This is a genomic window from Pseudomonas fluorescens (genome assembly GCF_005938625.1).
GTDB lineage: Bacteria > Pseudomonadota > Gammaproteobacteria > Pseudomonadales > Pseudomonadaceae > Aquipseudomonas > Aquipseudomonas fluorescens_BD.
Genome location: NZ_VCNJ01000047.1, coordinates 1 through 19,985 on the forward strand (window position 1 = coordinate 1; position 19,985 = coordinate 19,985).

General features: G+C 57.4%; 6 protein-coding genes. 5 read left to right on the forward strand and 1 reads right to left on the reverse strand.

Going from position 1 to position 19,985, the window contains the following annotated elements; genetic code table 11:
- Window positions 1-767, reverse strand: a 767-nt coding sequence (locus tag FGA82_RS24800; RefSeq protein WP_212760554.1) for an Ig-like domain-containing protein, incomplete at its 3' end; no start/stop codon positions are given.
- 298 nt (window positions 768-1,065) lie between these two features.
- On the opposite strand from FGA82_RS24800, the gene FGA82_RS24805 reads away from it, so the two are divergent.
- Genes FGA82_RS24805 through FGA82_RS24825 form a run of 5 tightly spaced genes read left to right on the forward strand, consistent with a single transcriptional unit; the run spans window position 1,066 to window position 19,860 of the window.
- Complete coding sequence (locus FGA82_RS24805) at window positions 1,066-4,659, forward strand: Tc toxin subunit A (protein WP_141129115.1); 3,594 nt, start codon at window positions 1,066-1,068, stop codon at window positions 4,657-4,659.
- Window positions 4,660-4,668: 9 nt separating this feature from the next.
- On the forward strand, window positions 4,669-9,504 hold the full coding sequence (locus FGA82_RS24810; protein WP_141129116.1) for a neuraminidase-like domain-containing protein: 4,836 nt from the start codon (window positions 4,669-4,671) through the stop codon (window positions 9,502-9,504).
- Window positions 9,501-14,123, forward strand: a complete 4,623-nt coding sequence (locus FGA82_RS24815; protein ID WP_141129117.1) for a SpvB/TcaC N-terminal domain-containing protein — start codon at window positions 9,501-9,503, stop codon at window positions 14,121-14,123. The genes FGA82_RS24810 and FGA82_RS24815 overlap by 4 nt, the downstream gene beginning before the upstream one ends.
- Window positions 14,114-17,005 carry an RHS repeat-associated core domain-containing protein gene (locus FGA82_RS24820; protein ID WP_141129118.1) on the forward strand — a complete coding sequence of 964 codons (2,892 nt, stop codon included), beginning with the start codon at window positions 14,114-14,116 and terminating at the stop codon, window positions 17,003-17,005. Before FGA82_RS24815 ends, FGA82_RS24820 begins: the two co-directional genes overlap by 10 nt.
- Complete coding sequence (locus FGA82_RS24825) at window positions 17,002-19,860, forward strand: RHS repeat domain-containing protein (protein WP_249384284.1); 2,859 nt, start codon at window positions 17,002-17,004, stop codon at window positions 19,858-19,860. Before FGA82_RS24820 ends, FGA82_RS24825 begins: the two co-directional genes overlap by 4 nt.
- Window positions 19,861-19,985: the final 125 nt, after the last annotated feature.

The following is a 19,985-nucleotide window of genomic DNA, read 5'->3' on the forward strand; positions in this document are numbered from 1 at the left end:
GTGAAGACACGGACTGTACCGCTTGGCGAGAAACTCCCCTCCACTATTGCGCCTGAATGGGTAGTCATTTGCAGGGAAGTTGCATTCGCCAGCACGATAATCGTTAGCGTCTGGTTTGCAAAGATAGGGTTGGCGGGTGCGACGATGGTTGGCTTTGCGGGCTTTACCTGAACGCTAACCAGATTGCTTGGATCGGAGGCCACACCCCCGAGTGTCTGCACAACCTTGACCTGCGTTGTACCCGCTGCCCAGTTCGCTGTCGGTGTGAAAGTGCGTGTCGAGCCGCTGCCGGTAAAACTGCCTGCCACCGCTGCGCCTGCGGCGGTAGACATTTGCAGGGTCACAGTGCCGGTCGCGACACTGGTAATGGTCAGTACCTCTTTTGCTGCGGCCGGATTAGGTGGCGTGTTGATGGTCGGTTTAGGCGGTTTGGGAGGTTGACGTGACGGCACGTACAAATTGTGACATTCCGCCCAATTACTCCAGATCCAGGCCTGTTTGTATCTGACTTTGAAATTAAAGTACGCACCAAAGCGATCGAAAGAAGTATCGGGTACCCAATGCTCCATCTTTACCCACTCACCTTCTGATCCATGATGGTCAGTAGCCTCGCCCCAGCATTCAATTTTCCAACTGTCAGTAATTCCTCCAGGGGATAAAGCGACGATGTTGAAACCGCCTGCCGAGACTGTAGAGTTACTTCCAGGTGACAAGATCACCGGCGCCGGCCACAAGCCATTTGGTTGCAGCTTGTTTTCGTCATCCATATCAATCGCTCCTGGTATACCGGCGTACTCGCCGATCTTCAGATGCAATTCTTAACTTCGGGCATTCCTTGCGCCTACCTGTCAACTCTGACAGTCCCGACGAACGGTCGTAGTTGAAGCATGAAAAACCGAAATTTTTCATAATCGAATAAAAACAATTCGACTTATTTCAATAGGACCTAAAAAACTACCGAATACCTGTCAGGTTTGACAGGTTACTCAAGATTCTTTTGTCATTACCTTGTTCCTGCCCAGGCATTTTTCCGATGCTTCCCCCTCTGGCAGGAGATCCAAAGTCATGGCCGAGACCCCCTCCCTGATGAACGCCCTCATCAGTTCCGATGCCAGATTGAAAAAAGGCCGCACAGACTTCCCCACAGCCATGCAGAAAATGGGCTTCACTTCCGTCTTCGATATCGTGCGCCTGCCCAAGTCCGCCTTCGCTCGCCAGCTCGCCCGATACTCCGACGCCAACGCCGATGTGGCTTACGACAACGCGATGAAGTATGCGGCGTTGATTTCGCGCTTGTTCCGGGAATACCAGACCTCGTCAGGTACGTTTCAGCAACTTGCTCAGCGCAGCGGTATTCGCGCGCTGGTCCCGCTGGGCGCTACCTATCAACGCATGTTCAACGAGAACTGGGACGAGTTCACCAAGGTCGGGGCCATTGCCGCCAACGACAGTCCCGTGGCCTACCTGACTCACCTCAGGAAGTTTTCCCTCGAACTGGAAGAAACCAGTGAAGACCCTAAGCGCCTGTTGATGGATAAACGCCGTCCTGATCTGAAGGACCTGTTGATAACCCACGAAAGCACGTTCACGCCACGGCCGATGCTGGAAATCGTCATGCAGGTGCTGGAAAGCCATTTGCGCTCTCACCTGGATGGCAATCCCTCCGACCAGCCCAAGTCCACCCATCAAGTACTGGCCGAGCGGCGCTACCCCTTCGTTTTGCCTTACAACTTCTATCACCATCAATGCCAACTGGGGCTGGCTGATAAAAAGCCGCGTCTGGGCGAGGTGAATTACCGGGCCAGCCTGTTGCTGCCAATCAAAGAGACGGCAATCAACGACTATGGGCAGATCCAGCATCCGGCATTACAGGCGCAACGGCTGTTATGCGGGTTGAGTCCGCAACAACAGGAATTGCTGATCGAACCCTCGGTATTCAGCGACTTTTATCTGACCCGCAATGATCTGATCAATGGCTGGAAAAGCCCACTCAGCGCGTATCTGCGACCGCATACCACACAGAGCAGGTGTTACTTGCTGCTGTCGGGGCAGGCAGATGCGACCGCGAGTCCGGTGGCGGACACGCCAACAGGTTCAGCCGGTGCCAAAACCGTCGTTTCACTGATCTTTCGCAAGAACGCAGAGACCCAGCCTGCCAGCATCGATCTGAGTTCCAACCTCCAGAACCTGTCAGGGACTGGATGGCTGGTGAATCGTCTCCACGATACAGGTAACTCCATCATTGCGCATTTCAAGGCCGCCACCTCATTTCCGACCCCCACCGAGCAGGGGTACACCGCCAGATTCGATCTGATCACTGCCACCGGAACCGCAGCCGAACCGATCCATCTGGCCAGACAGCGCTTCGCCTTTACACTGGATGACCATTACAGCCTGACGACGACAGAGCAGAACTTTCTCAAAAGCGCCTACGGCGTCGAAGTCACCGACGACTCACCTCTGTGGCAATTGACCCTGCTGACCGACTTCATGCAACACACCGGTCTGAACGCCGAACAGGTCGAGCAGCTTGTGGCCCGCCGCAGCTACGCAGTGCGCGTGTCACCCAATTGTCCAAACCTGCAGCCAAACCCCAACAGGATTGCCTCGCGGGGTGCCACCAACAAGGTATTGGAGTTTCCTTATCCGACTCACTACGCTGCCTGCTATGTCAATGGCACCGGCCCCGGCACCGATCTGTACGACAGCGAACTGGAACCGGCCCCCGAAGCAGTCCCGCGTGATGATTCAGACACCGCCATAGGGCTTGAGCAGATCGAGTCGGGTGACAGCAAACAATGGCGCCTGAGCAAAACCTCACTCGATCGCCTCGATCGCCTGCAGCGGATGATCCGTCTGCAACGCTGGACCGGCATCACCTTCGCAAAACTCGACACCTTGATCATCAGTGCCATCCGCGCCGAGGGCGAAGCCAACCTAGGGCTGGAGCTGAACGAAAACACCCTGCGTGCGTTGGGGGTTTATCGCTACCTGAACCAGCGTTACAGCATCGAACCCGAAGAGTTCGCGACGCTGATGCACGACCTCAGCCCCTATGCCAGTGGCAAGGACGAGGTGCCGTTGTTCGATCGCGTGTTCAACCGCGTGCAGCTGTTCGACACACCGCTGATCCTCGACGACACGCCCATCAATCTGACCACGCCGGATGCCGCGACGCAGAAAACCCTGCTGCAATTGTGTGCCGGACTCGGTGTGCAACCGACCGAAGATTCCCTGCTGTTGATTGTTCGCCAGACCGAAAAGCATGTGGGTGAACTCAAACGAGACTTGCCTACCGTCTCTTCGTTGTACCGCCAGGCGCGGATTGCCCGGTTGTTCGGGCACTCGGTCGAAGACTTGCTGGCACTGGCGGGCCTCCTCGGCGGAAGCAGTTACAAAACGGCCCTGGCCAGCGGCCGCTTAAGTGCACAGACGGCAAAAGCAACACCGGACATCCTCGATGTGCTGATGCAATTGGACTGGGCTTTCGACTGGCTCAACGACAGCCAGCAGACCGTGCCTCAGTTACTGCAACGCCTGGGCCTCAATGCTCAGTCCAAGGTCGAAGAGCTGCCGAGCGATCAGCACGTCAAAATGGCTGGAGAGGCGCCTCTTCCCGATGATCTGCTTGCGCGTCTGGCCAGATTGCAGAACGACACGCGCCAAAGTCTGGTGACCGAGGCGCAAGTAAACGCTTTGGGTCTGCCGCTGCAGAACGATGGCAAACGCAAGCAAGGAGCAATCAACTGGTTCCAGCTGCTGGTCGAACACAGCCTCCTCAACCCAGACGGCCTGCTGACTGGCCTTGATCGACCGCTGACGCTGGTGGATGAACCCGTCACCTGGTTGCAGACCGATGTGGTTAACGCGCTCAAAGACCTCGATCTGAACCAGCCGGTCAAAGACGCTTGTGCAGAGAAACTCGTCGAGTTCCTGCTCGGTGCACATGACCGACAAGCCCGGTTACTCGAAGGGCTGTTCCAGGAAACCGCCAAACTCGCGCCGGATCGCTGCCGGGCAGTCACTGACTGGGCCTGGTCTACGCCGTACAACCTTTTGCTGCAAGCACTCAAGGATCCGCTGTCGCAGACGCTGATCGAGGATTACCGGCGTGTTGCGCGCCACGCCGAGATCGTTGTGCAACTGCGCTTGAGCAACAGCGCCTTGCGCCTGTTTTTGGTCAATCCAGCGTGGCTGGCTGGCGAGTCGTATGGGGGCTCCAACAGCGAGCCCAGCCTCAGCGACGTTTACCTGCTCGAACGTTTCAGTCATTGGTTTCACGGCCAGAGTCAATCGGAAGACAGCGTACTGAGTTATTTCAGCTGCGCCAATCCGGCCAAGGCCCAACTGAAAAACAAGGCGCTGCGCCAGCTCGCCAGCGAAACGGCCAACGCTGCCCTCGCTCGTTTGCTGGAGTGGTCGGAGACGGAAATAGCCGAGCTGACCAACACCCTCCCCGATAAACGCGCCCGTTCGATGGCGCACGTCGACTGGATCCGTCGATGCCAAGCCACTTGTCAGGCCAGCGGTTTATCCGCCCAGGCGCTACTGCAAGCCACAGGGCTGAATCACACAAGTACGCTGAATGAGTGGAAAGCCGTCGGTGAAGCGGTCATGGCCACCCACTCTGACTCTGACGCTTCACGAGCCAATGGTTAAGGAACGATCATGACGACTGCCTTCGACGCCCCGCTCAACGAGGCATTGCGTGACGCGATGCTCGCTCTGTACCTGCATGAAGCCGTGCCCAGCGATCCCTACCTGATCGAGCAGGGACTGGCCCAACGGATCAAGACCGCCAATGACCTTTATGAATTCTGGTTACTGGATGTACTGGTCAGCCAGAATGTGCCGACCAGCCCCGTGGCCTGTGCCATTGCCAGTTACCAGCAGCAAATCAATTGCATGATGCTGAACCTGGAACCCGGTTACAGCGATGACAGCGTCACCCCTCTGCAGACCAAGACCTGGCGCGATGGCCTTAATCGCTATCCGGTCTGGGCCGCCCTCCAGCAGTTGCGGACCTTCCCGGACATCTACCTGGACCCGACCCTGCGCCTGACCAAGACCGCCAGTTTCGAGCAACTGGAAAATGACCTCAACCAAGCGCAAATTCAGCCTGAGACCGTGCAGACCGCCGTGCTGGCTTACCTCGCCAGGTTCGAGGAAATCGCCAACCTGAAGATCTGCAACTGCTACATTGATGGCGAAGACTTTGCCAACAGAACCTATTATTTCGTCGGCAAATCCCCCGCCGAAAATGCCTATTACTGGCGCTCACTGGACATGTCTCAGCGCGCGGTGAAAGAGCCTGCGCAGGCACCCGGCGAAATCCCGAACAAGTTCGACAAGCCGCTGCCCAATGCCTGGTCGGATTGGCAAAGAGCCAACGTACCGATTTCAGAAAAGGCGCTGGAACACACTATCCGTCCGTGCTGGTTCAACAATCGGCTTTACGTGGTCTGGGCCGAACTGGAGCTTCAGGATACAGACGCCATGCAGGCCCCTGTTGAGGCAAAGGCCGACCCGAGCGTCAAGGTCAATCCGCGGTTCCGTCTGTACGCCAGTTACAAGAAATACGACGACACCTGGAGCACGCCGCGAATCTACATCGAGAGTTACTGCCAGACTCCAGCGCTGATCGATAAGCCGCTGGAGCAGATTGCCGAGGAAACCCAGACCATCGCGGTGTATGACCACTCGACGTCGCCCGAGTCGATGTTCTTGGCGCTGTATTCCAAATACGTTCCAGATAAAACAGGTACATCCGGCAGCGAAGACACATATGACTTTCTGAGAACGGTAAGAATCGATAAAAACTTCAATGTCACGCCGCTGTACCCTTCGTTTGGCGTGGTGCCGAATGTCAGACCAAATGCACCACCTGGCCGCGCATTTTCTGATGAAAGCAAAGCGCACGTGCTGCTGGTCGGCCACATCTTCGCCTATAGGAACGCTGGACGCTTTCAGTACTGGCTTCCCTCCGGCACACTGGTTTTTGGTGCTGTCGTTCACCAGACACCGGAGAAAGAAAAGCCCACCTGGGATTATTGGGATTGGCAGTCGCGAATCAAGACCAGCGTGAAAGACGTTGACCTTGTCTATAACCGGGCGGAGTCCAATATCGAGTTGACCACAAGCCTGGAGGCAGGATTCAGCAGTCTCCAAGTCCTCAAATTTTCCGTCTTCGATGATAAAGATAAAAACAAGGAGCTCATCAAAGTTACGCTGGTGTTCGACCCATCGGAAAATCATCTTGAAGTTCCGCTACTTTCAGGCTCAACCATTGAACCCGTTGGCACCGAATTCATGAATGTCGCGGAAACGGCATTCTGTTTCATGGGCGTGCCAGACCGCCTTCGTAGCTTGATCGCCGACTACGGTACCCCAACTGAATTCAGGGTGCCCGCCACCAAACAAGGAGAAACAGCGAGCCTGGCAGGTAAACGCGCAAACCGAAGGGTTCTCTATGAACTGATGTCTTCAAATGTGATTTTTTTGACCTTCTGGCGGTCAACCACCAATCAGAATCAGATCTATCTTCATCACTCACCAACGCGCAACACCAGCAGCATTGGCTACCAGCATTTCATCGCACACTCGCTGGATGTCAGTTCCGAACAGCCACCTGAGACATTCAGCGGGATGCGCATGCTGGCCTCCTCCCCCATCGTCAGCCTCCTGTCAAAAGGTTCGTCGGTGACTCATTCGTTTTCGATCGACCAGTCCACCCTCCAGCCCGACGGTTGGCCGGTCCAGTGGCCCGAGAATACGAAAGCACTGAAAATCCCGCTGATCTATGGCGTTCTGGTTTATGAAGCAAATACGTTAGTTGGCGGAGCGCTCAAAGCGCTGAGCATCGAATGGGCAGAAGTGCCTCCCACAACCACGCAAATAGCGCCCAGCATCAACAGCTTGATCGACCCGTCTCTGGGTGACAGCCCGTCACTGGGCAAGGCGCAGTTCATTGACTTCACGGGTTCAAACATCGCTTTCACCGATGGAAAAAGCGGCAACTTTCGTGCTCGGACGCCTGTGCGCATGAACACCACCTTCGCCCGGCAACTGATCAACCTGGCCGAAAACGGCATGGAACCCCTGCTGAGATGGGAAACCCAGACCCAGCATACAGAACCGCCCATCCCCGATGGTCTCGGTGCACAAGCCATGGATTTCTCCGGGGGCTACTACCTGTATTTCCTTGAACTGTTTCTGTACTTGCCATGGCTGGTGGCCTACCGCTTGAACGAAGAGCAGCAGTACGACGAGGCGAAACAGTGGCTGTCGTATCTGTTTGACCCGACACGCCAAAGCGCCGACCCGGGGCACCCGGGTTACTGGCAGGCGGTGCCGCTGGAGGAACCCGTGTGGCCCGGCCCGGCCAACCCCAGCCTGGCCATTCTGTTCCCGGACGATCCACATCAGATTGCCCTGAGTTTTCCAGTGCACTTTCGCAAGGCGCTGTGGAAACTCTTTATCGAGATTGAAAGCCGACAGGCCGATCTGGCGTACGCAGAGCTGACGCCGGACGGGCTGGCTGAAGCCAAGTTACGCTACGTTCACGTCATGGATTTGCTGGGGCCGCGCCCGGATGTTCGTCAGATCGACGACTGGTTGCCACTCACGCTCGACGCCTTGAGCTCGTCGAAAAATGCACAACTGCGTGAATTCGAACAACGCCTGATCGCCGCGCACCAGCAGCTCCAGCAACAGCCACCGCTGCGTATCGGCAAGGCCCCGGCTTCGGAGGCGGCACCCTTGCTGTGCCTGCGACCTAACGGTGATGACCCGTTACTGGCGAGCGTTGACGTTGAGTATTTCCGTCGCCCCTTCAACCCCGAACTGATCATGCACTGGGAGCGCGCCGAAAGCCGCTTGCACAACCTGCGGCACAACCTCGACATGGCGGGCACTCCCTTGAACCTGCCGTTGTTCGCGGCACCGCTGGATCCGCGCGCGCTGCTCGCTGCCTGGGGCCAGGGCCTGTCCGGGGCGGCGCTGAGTCGGTTGTTGAGTCCGCAGATTCCCCATTACCGCTTCAGTTTCATGTTCGCTCTGGCGCAGAACGCGGTGGACAGCGTGATCCAGTTCGGCTCGACGCTGTTGTCGCTGATCGAGCGCAAGGAGCAGGCGCAATATCTTGAGCTGCAACAGCAGCAAGCATGGAATCTGGCGAAGGTGGCGGTGGAGATACAGGTTCAGGCCACGAAAATTGATGAAAAAAACAAAGCCGCTCTACAAGCCAGTCAGGCAATCATCGAGGCACGAGTCAGCTATTACGAGAAATTGTTGAACGAAGGTGTGAACGCTCTGGAAATAGCGGCAGGAGCGACTCACTTCCTGAGCGGCGCGACTCAAGCCGGGGCACACGCGGTTCAGGCATTTGCCGAGTCGGCAAAAGGCGCTCCGAACATTATCGGCTTTGCGGTAGGCGGCCAGCGTATCGAAGCGCCGGCTTCCAGTGTCATGGCCATGCTGTTGGAAGCGTCGTCAGTGCTGTCCACCAGCGGACAGCTCATGGACCGCATCGAACAATACCGCCGCCGCAACCAGGAGTGGACCCAAGCCCACGACCAATCAAAACTCGAAGCCGAACAAATCAAAGCCCAACTCGCCGTCTACGAAGAACAACACAAAGCCACCCAACTGCAACTGCGCCAGGCGCAAACCGCGCTCAACCAGGCCAAGGCCACCCATGACTTCCTGCTAAGCAGCAACCGCTTCAGCCGCTCGCAGACCTACGACTGGCTCAACAGCAAATTCGCGAGCTTCTACCACACCGCCTACACCACCGCGCAGTCTCTGTGTCAGGCCGCCGAAGCCTGCTGGCAATACGAGATGGGCGACTTCACCCGGACCTTCATCCGCCCCGGCGCGTGGAATGCCAGCTACCGCGGCCTCGGTGCCGGCGAAGAACTGAAAATGAGTCTGCAACAGATGCACAGCCAGTATCTGCAGAACAACCGGCGTGATCTGGAAATCAGAAAAACCGTGTCCCTGAAGGAACTGAAGGACAAGGACGCGGGGCCAACCCTCAATAAACCGTGGGCTGAAATCAAAAAATCACTGGTCGAAAACGGCACCTGCGAATTCGAACTGACCCAAGCCATGTTCGAAGACGATTACGCCGGTGAAAATCACTACCTGCGCCGAATCAAGACCATCAGCGTGACTCTGCCGGCCTGCCTTGGCCCCTATCAAGACATTCGTGCCGTACTGCGACAAACCTATAGCAAGGTGGAAATGGCCGCCACGGCGGGTAACGCCAAGGAAAACCTGCGCGCCAGTCAGCAGATTGCGCTCTCCACCTCGCTGGAAGACAACGGCATGTTCCAGCTCAACTTTCAGGACGAACGTTACCTGCCCTTCGAGTACACCGGCGCCATATCACGCTGGAGCCTGATCTTCCCCAACCACGAAGCTCAGGAGGCCATGCTCCAATCCCTCAACGACATCATCGTACACGTGAGCTACACGGCCCGACGCGAAGGCGGTTCGCTATGAACGAACAACAATCGCCGCAGCAACAGTCAACGATGCAGATCAACACCCCCGCCCTGCCGAAAATGGGCGGCGCCATCCAAAGCATCGGCAAGGGCTGGGGCGGCATCGGCACCAAAGGAACGGCGTCGCTGGCAGTGCCCCTGCCGATTTCCCCCGGGCGCGGCTTTGCCCCGTCCGTGGCGTTGAATTACAGCAACGACACCGGCAACAGCCCCTGCGGGATCGGCTGGCAGTTCACCGTCAATGCCATCACCCTGCGCACCGTCAAAGGTGTGCCGACCTACGACGGCACCGACCAGGTCGTCGGTCCAAGTGGCGATGTATGGATGCCCGAGCGCAATGACAACGGTGAGTTGATCTCTCGCAGTGCGTCCTTTTACAACAAATTGCCCTTGGGCAGTGAATACCAGGTGGTGCGTCACTGGCCTCGGGTCGAGGGCGATTTTGCCCTGATCGAACATTGGTCAAACAGTGCGGACAAGCCGGGTTTCTGGCTGATCCACGGTGCCGACGGTAGCCTGCATATGTACGGCACCAGCAACGAATCGCGCCGCGCCGACCCAGGTGACCCGCAACGCGTCGGCGTGTGGATGATCGACGAAAGTCTCAACACCCAGGGCGAGCACATTGTCTATCAGTACAAGCCCGATACAGGCGCGCCCGTTGCGCCGCAGTTTCGCGACTACAGTGCTCAGCGTTATCTCGAACGCATCTGCTACGGCAACGAAAAAGCGCATCCCCACCTTTACGCATGGGTCCCCGGCAGCTGGAAAAACCAGCTGTGGCACTTTCAACTGGTGTTCGATTATGGCGAGCGCAGCACTGATCTGACCCAAGTGCCAACCTTCGCGGAACAACAGCCGTGGCCCGAACGCAGCGACCCGTTCTGGATCTACGCCTACGGTTTCGAACTGGGTACCCGGCGCCTGTGTCGGCAGGTGTTGATGTTTCATCATTTTCCCAAGGAACTGGGAGATGACCCTGTACTGGTCCAGCGCCTGCTGCTGGAACACCGAACCAGCCCTTTAGGTTACAGCCACCTGACGGCCGCACACTCGCAAGCCTACGATGGCCTGGGCCAGACGGAAAACCAGCCGCCGACGGAGTTCAGTTACAACGCCTTTGAGCTGGATGCAAAACTTCAGGGCTGGATCCGCCTCCCTGACACGCCGGGCCTCAACGACGGCCAGCGTTATCAATTCGTGGACCTGTACGGTGAAGGCATGGCAGGTGTGCTGTGTCGGTATGACCAGGCCTGGTATTACCGCGAGCCGTTACGTGCGGCGGCCAGCGGTGACGACGTCAGCTACAGCGACTGGAAACGCCTTGACCACCAGCCAACGGCCGACAGCAGCAAACCGGTTCATCAGTCCCTGACCGACCTGACCGGCGATGGCAAGCTCGACTGGGTGGTCGCCACGCCGGGCCTGTGTGGCTTCTTTACCCTCGACCCGGATCGCAACTGGTCCGGGTTCGTCCCCTTCGACGCGTTCCCCGGCGAATTTTTGCACCCGATGGCGAAGATGACCGATCTGGTGGGTGATGGACTGAGTGATCTGGCGCTGATCGGCACTCGTAGCGTGCGGCTTTACGCCAACCAGTGCACGGCGGGATTTGCCGACGGCATCGACGTGCCCCACTCGTACAAAACCGCCGAGGGGAATGACGATGAGCTGCCTGTGCTGAGCAATACCTCGGCGGAACTGGTGGCGTTCGCCGACGTGCTCGGCAGCGGTCAGCAACATCTGGTGCGTATCCGTCATAACGAAGTCAAATGCTGGCCGAATCTGGGGCGTGGTCGTTTCGGCAAAGGCTTTGTGCTGTGCGCCTTGCCCTTTGCCTACCACCAATTCAATGCTGCACAGGTCTTGCTGGCCGACCTTGACGGCTCGGGGGCGGTGGATCTGATTTATCTGCAGCCCGATAACCTGCAGGTGTTAATGAACCACTGCGGTCAGGGTTATGAGCAGACGCCAATCGCCCTGCCGTGGCCGGAAGGTGTGCATTACGATCCCCTTTGCCAGGTCAGCACCGCCGACCTGCAAGGGCTGGGGTGTTCCAGCCTGATCCTCACCGTGCCGCACATGACGCCACGGCACTGGCGCTATGATTTCGTCAAGGCCAAGCCCTACCTGATGAACCGCACCTGCAACAACATGGGCGCCGTCAGCAGCGTGACCTACCGCAGTTCCGCACAGGAATGGCTGGACGAGAAACACGAGCAGCACGCCGCCGGTATCGAAAACCCGGTGTGCGCGCTGCCAATGGCCCTGCACTTGGTCAGCCGGCAGACCCAGTGCGATGAAATCACTGGCAACACGCTGACGCAGACCTTCAGCTATCGCGGTGGTTATTACGATCGCTTCGAGCGCGAATTTCGCGGTTTTCGCCTGCTCCTGCAAAGCGATACCGAAGCGTCGGCGGCCGAGCGCGCGCGTGCCGGTTTTACCGCGCCGATCCTGAGCAAAACCTGGTTCCACACTGGCGAGTTTATCGATCCGCCAAGAGACGGTTATTACAGCCGCGACAAGGACGCCGTAGACCTGCGACCCACGCTGCTGCAGAACTATCACTTCAACGACCGCGCGACGCAGCCGCTCAGTACATTCGACGAAGACACCGCCCGAGAAATAGCCCGCGCCCTGAGCGGGACTACGTTGCGCTCGGAAATCTACGCAGCGGACGACGCCCCCACTACCGCCGTGCCCTACGCCGTTCAGGAAAACCGATACGCGGTGCGCAGACTGCGACCCAAAAACCAACACCAGCCCTACGCGGTGCTTCAAGTTCTGGATCTGGAGTCCATCAGCTACCAGTACGAGGCCGCTGTCGCCGACGATCCGTTGTGCCAGCACCACCTCAACCTTGAGTGGGATGAATACGGTACGAGTCTGCACGGGTTTACCGTGCACTACGCGCGACGCCGAACCGTCGATGATCCGCCGCCGTTCACTGATGAGCACCATCAGCAATGGTGGAAGGATGCTCATGACCCTGCACAACAGCAGTGGTATCTGACGCAAACCCGGGCGCAGCCCGTTCACCTGGCGAATGAAGAGGCCTGGCGCCTTGGGCTGCCGTTTCAGCAGCGCAGCAATGCCCTGGTGCTGGAAAAAACTGAACTGACCGCTGCCCAGATCCATCACGACCACTTTCTGCAAATGAGCGAGGACGACGGGCCGTGGGCAAAACAGGCGGTGTTGTCCGGCTTGTCCATGCAGCGCTACATCAACCCCGAGAACGGTCAGACCCTCGCACCCGGCGAAGCGACCTTCCAAGGTTTACCTGCCTATGTGGAAACGGCAGAACTGGATGCCATCGCCCTCACCGCCTACGACAAACTCAGAAACGAGCAGGGCGACATGCCCTTCAACCTCAAGGAAAAACTGCAGTCGCCCGAAGTCGGTTACCACATCATGGAGCTGTTTTTGCCCGAGGCTGAAAAGGCGCCGCTGGCAGATCCCGAAGACGCGAAAAACTACCTGTGGTCGGTGCATCGGGGCTTCCCCACGTACCACAAGCTAGACGGTTTCTATAATGTGCAGAAATACCGCGAGACGCAAAGTCACGGCGAAACCCTCATCACCTACGACGCCTACTGGTGCCTGACCACTGCGGTGACCTTGCCCGACGGTTGCACCACCCGCAGCCTCGATGTCGATTACCGTACCTTCCTGCCAGCGGCCATCGAAGACGCCAACCACAATATTCAGGAGTCACGTTGCAACGCGTTCGGTGAACCGCTGGTGAGCAGTTTTCATGGCACCGAACTGGGCGAACCGGTGGGTTTCGACCCACTGCAGACCTATGTGCCACCGCCAGACCGCGACCCGGCCTTCGCCATCGCCAATCCGAAAAAAGCCATCGGAAATTTCGCCAGCGTCAGCTTCTGGGACACCTTCAGCTGGATGGGTCGTATCAGCCGCACGTCCGCACCCTCCCCTGACTGGCTGGCGTGGGCCAAGGCTGAAGGCTTCATCTTGCCCAGCGAACACCTGTGCGACCGCGCTCGGCAGCATGTAGCGGGACTGGAAAGTCTCGACGCAAACGAAACCGAGTTGAAGCAGCAAATCGATGCATCACAACGTGAACCCGTGTACTCCGTCGCGCTGTTGGCCGATCGCTATCCCGGCGACCCCGAAATGCAAGTGCGGGTCAGTATCGCGTGTCTGGATGGCTTTGGCCGCACCTTGCAGACCAAGCAGGAAGTCGAGCCGGGCAAATCCTGGCAGGTCGATGAAAACGGCGAACTGCGCCTCGACGCCGAAGGTCATCCGCTTGAGGCAGACGTGCCGCGACGCTGGCGCGTCAGTGCACGGGTGGAATACAACAACAAAGGCAAACAAGTGCGGACCTACCGGTCCTACTTCGCCGATCAACCACGCTACATCAACGACCGCTCGATGCGCGAGCACGCCTTCCACGACAAACAGTTCTATGATGCGGCGGGCCGCCCGACCGAAACCGTACTGGCGAAAGAAATGCCGCAAGGCCCCTCGGCGGAACCGAAACCCTTGCGCCGGGCAATCTGGTACTGGATCTGGTGCAACGTGGCATTCGATGAGAACGACCTGTTCGAGCCTCCACCGGAACAACGGCGACGGAACTGGTGGACATAAATCCTGGCATCCATGCACAGACGCCGAACCTGAGCGTCATCGATAACCGTGGCTTAGCGGTGCGGCAGATAGCGTATTGGCGCGAGGATGCCGGCACACCTGAGGCACGCATCACTGCCCATCACCATGGCGCTGCCGGGCGGTTGGTGGCGCAGCGAGATCCACGCTTGTTCGCCGACGCTTCCGCGCCCGCCAACCTCGCCACGGTGTACTCGCTGAGCGCTCAGGTGCTGTCTACGCTCAGCGTCGACGCCGGATGGCGCGTCAGTCTGTCGGGCGAGGCGCGTCAACCGTTGCATGGTTGGGATGGTCGCGGTAGCCAACGCAAAATCGAGTACGACAGACAACTGCGACCACTGGCCGTGTTCGAACACGCCCGCGGCGGCGAGCCTTTGTGTACGGAGCGATATGGTTATGGCGGCAGCGATCCGACGTTCGCCACGCGTAACCAGTGCGGGCAACTCATCCGCCACGATGATCCGGCCGGCACGCAGTTGTTCGAACAGTTCGGATTGACGGGTGGGGTTGTGCAGCAGACTCGGCATTTTCTGAGCAAGCTGGAAGATCCCGATTGGCCTGCGCTGGCGAACGAGCGCGACGAGTTGCTTGAAACAGGAATTGGCGTAACAACCCTTTGCAGTTTCAGTGCGCTGAGTGAAAAGACCCAACAAACGGATGGCAAAGGGAATCTGCAGTTTTTTCGGTACACGCTCAGTGGTCAGTTACACGAGGCAGGCGTGCAACTGAAAACCGGCATCACTGCAAAAACCTTGATTAGCGCTATCCAATACAACGCCTGTGCTCAGGTCGAAAAGGAAGTCATGGGCAACGGCGTGATCAATGCTTACCACTACGATGTCGAGGACGGGCGCCTGAATCGCAAGCTGTCACGGCTGGGCGAGAACGAGCCGTTGCAGGATCTGCGCTACACCCTGGACTCGACAGGTAAGGTAACAAGCATCGAAAACGCGGCCCTGCCGAATCGTTTTTTTGCCAATCAGCTAATCAAACCGATCAACCAATACCGTTACGACAGCCTTGGCCAACTCATCGCCGCCGCCGGCTGGGAAGCGATGCCCGCGAGCCATGGTCCATCTTCACTCTCTGATAATCCCAACGCCGTGAGTCATTATCGTCAGAGTTATCGCTACGACACCGGTAACAATTTGTTGGAGCTGACTCACGTCGGTACACAGAACCCGGGGCATCGAATGGTCGCCCAGCTTCACTGTAACCGCTGCCTGCCGGTACGCGACGGCGTGGAACCAGATGATGAAGACTTTCGCCGAAGCTTCGATGCCAACGGCAATCTGCTAACCCTGCAATCCGGACAAGGATTGATTTGGAATGTGCGCAATCAATTAATCGAAGTTCGACCGGTAACGCGCAAAGGCGCTGCCAACGACTGCGAACGTTATGTCTATCGCGCCGACGGCACGCGCGTGCGCAAGGTGCGTTCTCTACAGACCCGAAGCCAGACCAATATCATCGAAACCCGTTATCTGTCTGGTCTGGAAATCCACACTCACAGTGGCACCGGTGAAGAGCTGCACGTCATCGTCGTCCCGACAGGAGGCGGTAGCACGCGGGTGCTGCATTGGCCGGACGCTCCACCGGCGCCGATCACCAACAACCAACAGCGTTACTGCCTGACGGATCACTTGAGCTCCAGCACGATTGAACTGGATCAAAACGCCAACGTCATCTCTCAGGAATGCTATTACCCGTTTGGCGCGACGGCGTGGTCTGACGGTGAAGCCGTTTCCGTCAGCTATAAAACCGTGCGTTATTCGGGCAAAGAGCTGGATGCGACAGGGCTTTATTACTATGGACATCGATATTACGTTCCCTGGTGCCAGCGCTGGTTAAATCCCGATCCGGCCGCAGACGCGGCCGGACTCAACTACTTTCGGTTTGTCGAAGGCAATCCCGTCACCAACATTGACCCTGACGGGCTGGATTCAGAAAGAGCTCGAGGGTTATGGAGATTTGCCATCGACAGCGTCTTACAGCAGCGTGAAGACCGCGACATCATCACAATCGCTCCCGGCATTATCGCTGTTGCCCTCCAGGGCAATGCTGGAGTTTTCGAGCAAGCGGGCATTGATCTGCCACGCAGTTTCAAACGTGACCGAACACTTTTCTATCTTTCGATTGATTCGAGTTACGAAGGCCGAATCGTCGGCGGAGATGAACCTGTACGTCTGAAAACCGCTTCTGCGGCGGGTTTGAATGCGGCGATCAGTGCTCCGGACTCAAAATGGACGGCCTACCTCAACGGCGGCTTCTACAACCACAGCCAACGAGCCTCCACGCAGGCACCTTCATGGGCTTCGATCGGTACCAGCTTCATCGATGGACAACACAAACCTTCAGTGCCCGTTCCTGCTGACTACGCTGACAGCTATGTCGATCTGAGAATGAGCAATGGCTCGTTCATTCAGACAGGTCCATTGCTTGCCCGCGACGGTAAGCCTGCATTTACCCAGCAACATCTTGATGAACCCAGGTTCCAGTTCGATTCCGAGAGCAATATCCCGGGAGAACTTGGGCATGCCAACCGACCTAACAATCGTTCGGCGATTAGCCTTCCGCCAGGGCAAAGTGACACTTCAGCCCGCACACGCTTGGTGATTGGAATCGGAGACAGTCGCCGTAGCGACGACTCCTCCGGATTTACATTGCCGGAATGGGCACAGGTCATGGCCAGAATCGACCGCTTGAATGCGGTGCCCGGCCGGTCGTTCAATCTGGACGGCGGAGACTCCAGTGCGCTGGGCGTGATCGATCAATCCAATGTGGTTTTGATGGATGCAGGTGCGCCGGGCAATAAGGGGCGATCGACGGGCAACTTCATCGCATTTTCGAAGAAACCTCAATGAAACATTCGCTCATGCCAGCCCAGATGCTCAACGTGAACGACAGCACTCCTACGCTGACGGTTATCGACCCGCGCAATCTGGTGATACGTTCAATTGGCTATTGCCGCAGCGCCATCGCTGAAACCGCTGACCCGCGAATCGACCAAACAACACGTGATCCGACAGGTCGGGTCAGTGCAAAAAGGGATGCGCGCCTGATGACCGATGCATCAGTCCCCGCCAACTTCACCACTACTTGTTCCCTGTCGGGTCTGGTGTTGAGCACCGTCAGCGTCGACGCCGGATGGCGCGTCAGTCTGTGTGGCGAAACGCGTCAGCCGTTGCACAGTTGGGATGGTCGGGGTAGCCAAAGCAGAGTCGAGTACGACAGACAACTGCGACCACTGGCCGTATTCGAGCACGCCCGCGACGGCGAGCCTCTGTGTACGGAGCGCTATGGTTATGGCGGCAGCGATCCGACGTTCGGCACGCGTAACCAATGCGGACAACTAATACGGCACGATGATCCGGCCGGCACACAGTTGTTCGAACAGTTCGGATTGACGGGTGGGGTTGTGCAGCAGACTCGGCATTTTTTGCACTCCCTCGATTTTCCCGATTGGCCCGAACCGCTGCCCGACCGCGAAGTATTGATCGAAACCGGCGCCGGGGCTACGAGCCGTTCGGTGTTCAATGCCCTGGGCGAAACCATTGAACAGACTGACGCCAAAGGTCACCGCCAGTTCTTCGCACAGAGCCTCGCCGGACAGCTGCGCGAAGTACGCCTGCAACTGGATGAACAACTCCGGCCGAAAACGCTGGTCAACGCCATTCAGTACAACGCCCAAGGCCAGACCGAGCAGGAAACCGCCGGCAACGACGTGATCACCGCGCTGCACTATGCGCCCGAGGATGGTCGCCTGACCCGACTGCAAGCCACACGCAACGACGAACTTCTGCAAGACCTGCGCTATGCCTATGACCCGGTCGGCAACGTGCTCAGCATCGAAGACGCCGCGCTGCCGATCCGTTACTTCGCCAACCAGCGCATCGAGCCGATCAATCGCTATGGGTATGACAGCCTCTATCAATTGATCAAAGCAACCGGATGGGAGGCCGGCAGCGCCAATCAAGGCCCGCTATGGTCTTCTATTAACGATCCAGCCGCAGTCACCCAATACACCCAGACCTACCGCTATGATCGCGGTGGCAATCTCCTGGAACTGACTCACGAAGGTGCGCAAAAACACAGCCATCGCCTGCTCGCCGCCGCCCAAAGCAACCGCTGTCTGCCCGTATTAGATGGCGTGGAGCCGGACGAAGAAGATTTTCGCAACGGCTTCGATGCCAACGGCAATCTGCTTGCCCTGCAACCGGGGCAATCTTTGCATTGGGATCTGCGCAACCAGTTGCGCGAAGTTCGACCGGTAGAGCGTGACGGCGCGGCAGACGATCACGAGCAATACGTTTACGGTGCCGACGGCATGCGCCTGCGCAAAGTCCGGCAGATGCAAACCAACGCCAGGGTGCTGATCGCTGAAGTGCGTTACCTGCCGAATCTGCAAATCCGCACCCACAGCGGCACGGGCGAAACGTTGCAGGTCATCAGCGTTCAGGCCGGGCGCAGCAGCGTGCTGGTGTTGCACTGGAAATCCGAACCGCCCCAAGGCATCGCCAACGATCAACTGCGTTACAGCCTCAGCGACCATTTGGGTAGCTGCACGCTGGAGCTCGACAGCGCCGGCCAAGTGATAAGTCATGAGCGTTATCACCCGTTTGGCACCACGGCCTGGTTCGCCGGACGCGAAGAGATCGAGGCGAGTTTCAAAATCCTTCGCTATTCGGGCAAGGAGCGGGATGCGACGGGGCTTTATTACTATGGGTTCAGGTGTTACGTGGCGTGGTTGCAGCGGTGGTTGAATCCGGATCCGGCCGGTGCGATTGACGGGCTTAATCTATACAGGTTCGTGAAGAACAATCCATCCAGCGGATACGACGTCCTAGGGTTGTTACATCAAGGGGCGAACGACCAGAACGAAGAAATAGCCACAGAAAGCAAGTATGACTACGCCGTAATGTATCGAGGAAATACCGAAGCTTTAGCTGCCGGCGAAATTGAATTCTCCAAAACCAATGATGCGGCTTGGAAATTAAGCGCAAAATTAATCAAAGACACCATCAAGTATCTGGAATCAGCAAATCCGGATGGACTTGATTCATTTTTGGGAGGCAGCCGTACCGCTAAACTGGATTCCGGACTGACAGTTGCTCAATCTATGCTGCGGAGTTACAAGGCCATTCACGAAGAAATACCCAGGTACCAACGCGGAGGAGATCTTCGTGATCAGATTGTGTATTTGGAAAGTAGAGCCGACGTACTACTTGAAGAGAACGCCTTTGTCATTACAGACGACGCGCATCGACGCATCTTCGTAACGGAGCTATTCAGGTCAAATAACGTCATTGGCAGAGCCAGAATTCTGATTCATGAACTGTCTCATCTCGTTGCGGATACGGAAGATCCGTTCGGGTATCCCAAAAGTCATTTTCACTTTGGCACTTCTGAGAGTGAAACTGCCTCACGACTCCAGGATTTACCCATCCACATCTCTGAAATTCATACCGAGTTAAGAGAGAAAAATCCTTTCCCTGGTGAGTCGGAGCACCTTCTGGCATCGAATGCCGATACGCTGGCCCTGTTTTCGCTTTTGATGTTGCGAGATAAGGACATGCTCAAAGGCCTCGCACGGTCTGTGGATCCCCATATAGAGGGGGCTCGTAAATCGACATCGGGAAACAGAGTAGTGAGTTTTCTGGGTTCACTCATGCTTGGCAAAAATCGCTGGCCATCGCTGGCAAACCAACCCGCACAGTGACTCAGGGCCTCTCTGCGCACACCGCTGCAACCTGTGGGAGCCTGCTCGCACCCTCAGAGCGTCCCGCTCATGACGAAATTGTAATTCCCTCATCACCCTGGCGTTATCCGCAGCTTGCAACGATG

Coding starts and splice junctions, on each gene's coding strand:
- FGA82_RS24805 (WP_141129115.1), top strand. CDS start 1,066: ATGGCCGAGACCCCCTCCCTGATGAACGCCCTCATCAGTTCCGATGCC.
- FGA82_RS24810 (WP_141129116.1), top strand. CDS start 4,669: ATGACGACTGCCTTCGACGCCCCGCTCAACGAGGCATTGCGTGACGCG.
- FGA82_RS24815 (WP_141129117.1), top strand. CDS start 9,501: ATGAACGAACAACAATCGCCGCAGCAACAGTCAACGATGCAGATCAAC.
- FGA82_RS24825 (WP_249384284.1), top strand. CDS start 17,002: ATGAAACATTCGCTCATGCCAGCCCAGATGCTCAACGTGAACGACAGC.